This window comes from Spirillospora sp. NPDC047418 (assembly GCF_040643275.1).
Taxonomy (GTDB): domain Bacteria; phylum Actinomycetota; class Actinomycetes; order Streptosporangiales; family Streptosporangiaceae; genus Spirillospora.
The window spans coordinates 56,031-62,233 of record NZ_JBEYTW010000050.1; the positions used below are offsets into that span (position 1 = coordinate 56,031).

The window sequence follows — 6,203 nt, forward strand, 5'->3', positions numbered from 1 at the left end:
CTACGGGGCGAGCAGCGCGCGGGCCGTCTGGATCAGGGTGGCGTTGTCCCCGGCCGGGGAGCCGTCCGGGAGGGCGAGGGTGTCCTCCAGCCCGATCCGGACGTCCAGGTTGTGCCGGACGGCGAGGCGCAGCACCGGCCAGGCGCCGCCGTCCTCGCCGTGCAGCAGGATCGGGCGGTCGTGCCGGGTGCCGATGGCGTGCAGCAGCGCCTTGGCGGTGCCGGTCGCGGTCACCGGGTCGGTGTCGGTGACCTCCGCCAGGATCCGCAGCACGTGGTGGGCGTGCGGCCAGCGCAGGAACCGCTCGGCGGCCTCGGTGCCGGAGAACAGGCCCGCCTCGACCGCGACGCCCCGCTCGAACAGCGCCTCGGCGACCAGGTCGGCGCCGTCCTCGTGGAAGTTCACCGACGCGTGGTCGGGCAGGACGGTCCAGGACCGGATCAGCGCGGCGCGCTCGGCCGGGTCGGGGGCCGTCCAGGCGCCCGTGGTGACGCCGACGTGGATGGACGGCGTCGTCGCGCGGACGGCCGTGACGGTCTCGGCGACGCGGAACGGGTCCAGGGTGTCGGCGCCCGCGTCGTCCTTCGGGTGCAGGTGCACGTCCTGCGCGCCGACGTCGGCGGCGATGCGGACGGCGAAGGCGACCTCGTCCGGCGATACCGGCACGCCCTCGGTCCGGGGCCCGTTCGGGCAGACCTGGAGCATGGTCCGATCTTCTCAGGTGGGGGTCAGGGGGTGATGACGCAGGGTGCCCCTCCGCACACGTCCACGACCGTGCCCGTCTTCAGGAACGTCGCCTTCTGGCGGCGGGCGTCGGCGTTGCTGCGGGGGTCGGAGTGGGGGTCGCGCCCCTGCGTGGGCGGGGTGTTCGTCAGCGGCGGCGCGGGGGAGCCGCTGTCCCACACGACCATGGCGGAGCCGTCGTAGGACGAGCCGAACGCCGGGATGCCCCAGTACGGCACCTTGTCGGGGTTGCGTCCCGGTCGGACGGTCGGGGCGTGGATGTGCGCGCCGATCGTGCGGGCCTCCACCTCGGCGGCGACCGGCGCCACCTGGTGGTCGCCGAACGCCACGTGCATGAGCACCCGGTGCTTCGGGGTGTTCGGCAGCGGGTCGTCGGTCATGTGCTGGGCGTAGCCGTCGGCCTCGCCGCGGTCCCACAGCATCTGGATCAGCGCGAGGCCGATCTGCTGGTCGAGCTTGTCCGGGTAGAACAGGTCGAGGACCTGCGCGTACTGGGGGAAGTCGGCGCTGCGGTTGAGCAGCGTGCTGTAGTTCATCGCCGGGACGCCGAGGACGGCCCGCCGGATGTCGGGGGACACGGCGGTGAGGGCGCCGCCCATGATGCCGCCCTGGCTGTTGCCGTCGTAGGTCAGCTCGGCCCCGGTGTCGATCACGGAGGCGCCCGCGCCGTTCTGGAACGCCTTGTTCGCGGCGAATCCGCGGGTCATGGCCCGGCCGAGGAAGGTGAAGTTGAGCAGGCTCTGCTGGAGGCGGTCGGCGACCGTCCGGAAGCGGGTGAGGTCGGCGAGCGCCGTGACCACGTTCGGGACGTCCTCGTCGGCCATGCCGATCCACTTGGTGGCGCAGAAGACGAAGCCGTGCTCGGCGGCCATCGACTTGACGTTGCCCGCGTCGACCTCGCCCTCGCTGCCGAGCAGGCCGTGCCCGTAGAGGGCCGGACGGGCCGGGTCGTCGAACGCCGACTTCGGGATCTCGCACTGGAACGGGACGGCCTGGGAGTTGAAGGGCAGCTGCGACGGCTGCCCGTCCCGGCCCCGGTGCAGGGACGATCCGGGCAGCCCGCCGTACTGGTCGAGGTAGCTCGGCGCCCAGACGATGCCCTTGACCTCGCGGGCGATCTTGTCGTCCACGTTGTCGGTCACCTGGGTCACGAAGAAGGACGGCGACCGGTTACCCAGCCTGCTGAGCGCCTCGTCGCGCATGTGCAGCACCGGCCCGGCGAGGCTCTGCCGGCTCGCGACGGTGAAGTCCCACGCGAGGTAGAGGCCGTCGCGGCCCACGCCGTTCGCCTGGAGCGCGGCGAGGACCTTCCTCTCCTCCCGCTGCCGCGCGGAGAGCGGGTCGGCGGACGGCAGGTCGGCGCCGAGGATCCTGGCGAACGCGGCGTTCGGCTCGATCGGGTTCCCGGACGCGTCGCGCAGGTTCCGCAGCGCGACCGCGTAGTGGTGACCCTCCCGGAAGTTCTTCGCGGGACGGACGATCAGCGCCTTCCGGTCATCGGGCGCGTTGGCGTCCAGTTCCGCCCAGTACGGCCAGCGTTCGCCGGTCGCGGTGTCGACGATCACGATCGGGGCGTCGGCGTCCAGCGAGGAGCCGATGTCGGTGATCGGCGCGGCGCCGCTGCGGGCCAGGTCGACGCCCGGGACGCGGCTGAGCAGCGGCGAGCCGGGGGAGAAGCCGTCCGACCGGTTCCACTCGTCCGGCGACACCGGGACGCCCAGCGCGTTCTTGAGGGTCGTGCGCAGGTGGACGCGGCGGCCCGTCGCCGTGCTCCCGTCCGCCACCGTGTACCAGTCGCTCGGGAACGGCAGCAGGCACGCGGCCGGGTCGATCGGGTCGCACCCGTCGTCCGTCCGCGCCGACGCGGCCGGCGCCGGGACGGTCAGCAGTGCGAGCGACGCGGCCATCGCGGCCAGGGCCGCAAGCGTGCGCTGGGGGAGACGCAACGTCCACCTCCGGAAGATCCGCGGCGTTCAGCGGGATCTTGGTCCTACCGGCGGCCGAGGTCAATGGGTGTCCGATGGTGGCCAACCCGCTTGTCGGCCGACGCCGGGCCGTAGGAGCGCAGGACGACCGGCGTCCCCAGCGCGTCCTCGATCGTCTCGACGGGGTCGCCGAGCGGCGCGTAGACGGGCCGCGCGCGCAGCAGGCGGCGGGTGAGGGCGGCCTGGCGGTCCAGGTCGGGCGGCCCGGTCTCCAGCCGCCCGACCCGTCCGCCGTCCAGCGCGTAGGCCCGGCAGACGCGCAGGTCCGGACGTGCCCCCGCGACGTCCAGATGCGTGACCGCCAGGCCGTCCGCGCCGCCCGCCGCCTCCAGCGCGTACCGGAGCGCGACGGCGTCGAGGTGGCCGACCCGGAACGCGCCCTGCCAGCGGCCCGTGCCGTTGTGCCGGTCGGGGAGGCCGGCGGTGAGCGCCGGGTCCTCGGTGACGAACGGGCCGGGGCCGTGCCGGGTCGCGTACGCGCGCAGCACCCCGAGCCGCGTCGCCGTGGCGCCCGCCTCCGCCAGCAGCGTCTCGGCGTTGGCGAACGTCGTCGTCGACCAGGTCGTGTACGGGTGGAAGCCGTGCCATTCGTCCAGCAGGACGCCCTGGGCGCCCTCGAACACGACGCGTCCGGCGCGCAGCAGGCCGCGCAGGTGGCCGCCGCCGACGACGCGGACCCGCCCGCCGAACGCGGTGAAGGCGTCGGCGCAGGCGGCGACGTCGGGGACGTCGTCCCCGCCCGGGAACATGTCGAGGTACCAGTCGCGGAGCGCGGCGAGCCGGCGCCGCAGCCGCGCGGGCGACCGGCAGTCGCCCGCGCGGGGCGCGTCGCCGTGCGCGAGCGCGTAGGACGCCGTCTCGCCGATCCCCATGCCGCACGACCCGTGCCGGGCCGCGCCGCGCGCCGACTCCCGCGCGCGGTTGGCGGCCCGGTGGTAGGGCGTCGTGAGGAGCGCGTCCCGGTCCACGGTGAGCCGGTCGAGCGCGTCGCCGACGCCGAGCGCCCGCAGGTGGTCGGCCTCGGCGGCCAGGGCCAGCGGGTCGACCAGCATGAACCGCGACAGGTGCGTCCGCACGCCGGGCGTGAACGTGCCCGAGCCGAACTGGGCGAACGTGTGGTGCCGCCCGTCGGCCGCGACGACGTTGTGGGCCGCCTGCGCGCCGCCGTTGAACCGCACGACCGCGGCGACCTCCCGGCCGCCGGGGGCTCCGGGGGGTCGCCCGCCCGGAGCGGGCGCGTTCGCGGCGCAGAGGTGGTCGACGACCGTGCCCTTGCCCGCGTCCCCGAAGCCGAGGTCGACGACGATCACGTGGTCCCCGCCGTCTTGGATCATGCGGTCGCGGTCCATGGGCTCAGAGGCGGGTCGTCGCGGACGGGCCCGCGGCGTCCAGCCCCGGCGGCGTGGACGACACCGCGACCGGCGCGCGGGCCGCGTCCAGCGGGGCGAGGGCGCGCGACACCGACGCGCCGGCGTCCGACCCGGCCTCGGCCAGGTGCTCCAGGCCCTCGTCGAGGTCGATGGCGTCCTCGGCGAGCCCGATGGTCAGCGCGATCGTCTCGCAGACGGCGTCGAGATCGTCCAGGTAGAGGACGTTCTGGCCGAGGAGCGTGCGCCAGAAGTCCGCCAGCTCGCGGCTCCCGGAGTGGTAGGCGCCCTCGGGGATGATGAAGTACACGTCGTACTTGCGCTGCAGTTCCCGGACGAGGTCGGCGATCGGGACGTCCTCGGCCCGCTCGTCGCCGATGACCTTCGCGATCTCGCGCCGCTTCGCCTTCGGGTAGGCGAGCTCGTCGCCGATCATGAACAGGTAGCCGCGCCTGCCCCGCTTCTCGAAGCAGTCGATCGCGGTGTGCCGGGCCATGAAGTACATGCCCAGCTCGTAGGACTCGCGCATCTGGCCGCCGCCCCCGCCCTCGAGGAGGATCTTGCCGAGGTCGTCGTCCATCCGGTTGTCGGCCTCGAACTGGCCGACCTGCAGCGGCGCCCGGTCGCAGGTCGCGTCGCCGACCGCGCCGAACAGGATGTGCGGGTCCCTGACGTACCCCTTGCGCAGCAGCAGCCCGAGCAGGTCGGGGAGCTTGGCCTGCAGCGTCCGGGGCACGTTGCCCATCGAGCCGGTCACGTCGAACAGCACGCCGATCGCGAGCGACTCGGGGTGGTCGGCGGAGTCCCGGCTCTCCCGCGCGGTCACGCCGCGCGGGTCGAGGTCGGCGTGGACGGCGGTGGCGCCGCCGTCGGAGTAGGCGAACGCGCTGGCGCCGGTGGACGCGCGGTAGCTCGCGCGGGCGGCGTAGACGTCGGTGGACCAGTGTCCGCTTCCCATGGCGGTTCTCCTTCAGTTCGGGACGGGCAGGTGGAAGGGGCGGAAGCGCCGCGGGCCGTAGAGCCGCTCCAGCAGCTCGTCCAGCTCCTCCAGCAGGCGCCAGGCGTCGGACGGGCGCCGGTTCTGCGCGGGCGGCGTGCAGCCGCGTGCGAAAGTGCGCATCGCCGGGGGCGCCTTGCCGCCCATCAGTTCGGTCATGCACCGGGTGGCCATGAAGAGGTCGGTGGCGGGGCTCGCCGGCCGCCGGCCCGGCACCTCGGGCGGGTACCGGTCCGCGTACCGGTCGACCATCGCGGGGACGCGCCCGGACGGACCGGCGTGCGCGTCGCGGCCGGAGACGGAGTAGCACCAGTCGACGAGGACCAGGCCGTGCTCCTCCGGGTGGATCAGCACGTGGTCGGGGAGGACCGCGCCGTGCAGCACGCCCGCGCGGTGCGCGAACCCGAGGCCGACCAGCAGCCGCCGCCACATCCAGGCCGCGTCGCGCGGGTCGACGCCGGCGGGGCAGGCCCTCGCGACCTCCGCCAGGCTGTGGAAGCCGTCCAGCGCGGCGACCGCGTTGACCTGCCGCTGCGCCCCGGTCGCGGCGTCCCGGTGGCGGAACGACTCGACCAGGCGCGGCACGTACGGCAGGAACCTCGCGTCGCCGTCCTTCGCCAGCCGGCGGAGGGCCACCGCCTCCCGCTCGATCAGGTCGCTGTCGCGCGGGTCGCGCGGCATCTTCAGCAGCACGTCGCGGCCGGTCTCGGAACGCGCCGGGTACAGCTCGGCGAGGTCGCCGCCGATCGGGTCGCCGGCCAGGCGGTACGCGTGCCGGCGGGTGGTGATCAGGCCCAGGTCGCCGCGGTTGTAGGTGCGCCACAGCGCGTTCAGCCGGATGAACGCCTCGCGGGTGCGGCCGCCGGTCGCGTCCGGGTGGACGAGCCGCGCCAACCGCCGGTACCGCCGCGCCGCCTCCGCCGCGTCGCCGCCGAACAGGTCGGCCGGGACGCGCGCCCGGTCCAGTCGCGCCAGCGCGTCGTCCAGGGCGTTCATCCCCGTCTCCCGTGGGGGGGGGGGGGGGCGCCGCCCCCCCCCCCCCCCCCGGGGCCCCCCCCCCCCCCCCCGCGCCCGGCCGGGCGGGGGGATACGCTCACGAACACAAGAACG

Annotated in this window: 5 protein-coding genes; all 5 read right to left on the reverse strand. The window is 74.9% G+C overall.

The genetic code is table 11. The features are described 5' to 3' along the window. Genes ABZ806_RS27455 through ABZ806_RS27475 form a run of 5 tightly spaced genes read right to left on the reverse strand, consistent with a single transcriptional unit; the run spans position 1 to position 6,089 of the window. Entirely contained in the window at positions 1–705 is a 705-nt protein-coding gene (locus ABZ806_RS27455; protein WP_500220278.1) for a 3-keto-5-aminohexanoate cleavage protein, read from the reverse strand. Positions 706–728: 23 nt separating this feature from the next. Further along, the gene (locus tag ABZ806_RS27460) at positions 729–2,690 is read right to left on the reverse strand and encodes a hypothetical protein (RefSeq protein ID WP_500220279.1); all 1,962 of its coding nucleotides are present in this window, start codon (positions 2,688–2,690) and stop codon (positions 729–731) included. A 44-nt stretch (positions 2,691–2,734) separates the two neighbouring features. Next, positions 2,735–4,063: an adenylosuccinate synthetase gene (locus ABZ806_RS27465; protein WP_500220280.1), complete on the reverse strand. Its 1,329-nt coding sequence runs from the start codon at positions 4,061–4,063 to the stop codon at positions 2,735–2,737. A gap of 19 nt (positions 4,064–4,082) precedes the next feature. Next, on the reverse strand, positions 4,083–5,054 hold the full coding sequence (locus tag ABZ806_RS27470; protein ID WP_500220281.1) for a hypothetical protein: 972 nt from the start codon (positions 5,052–5,054) through the stop codon (positions 4,083–4,085). Between the two features lie 12 nt (positions 5,055–5,066). Beyond that, the gene (locus ABZ806_RS27475; RefSeq protein ID WP_500220282.1) at positions 5,067–6,089 is read right to left on the reverse strand and encodes a serine/threonine-protein kinase; all 1,023 of its coding nucleotides are present in this window, start codon (positions 6,087–6,089) and stop codon (positions 5,067–5,069) included. Positions 6,090–6,203 lie beyond the last annotated feature (114 nt).

What these genes read in the sequence shown, in the direction of transcription:
- ABZ806_RS27455 (WP_500220278.1), bottom strand. Translation starts at nt 705, where the DNA reads ATGCTCCAGGTCTGCCCGAACGGGCCCCGGACCGAGGGCGTGCCGGTA.
- ABZ806_RS27465 (WP_500220280.1), bottom strand. Translation starts at nt 4,063, where the DNA reads ATGATCCAAGACGGCGGGGACCACGTGATCGTCGTCGACCTCGGCTTC.
- ABZ806_RS27470 (WP_500220281.1), bottom strand. Translation starts at nt 5,054, where the DNA reads ATGGGAAGCGGACACTGGTCCACCGACGTCTACGCCGCCCGCGCGAGC.
- ABZ806_RS27475 (WP_500220282.1), bottom strand. Translation starts at nt 6,089, where the DNA reads ATGAACGCCCTGGACGACGCGCTGGCGCGACTGGACCGGGCGCGCGTC.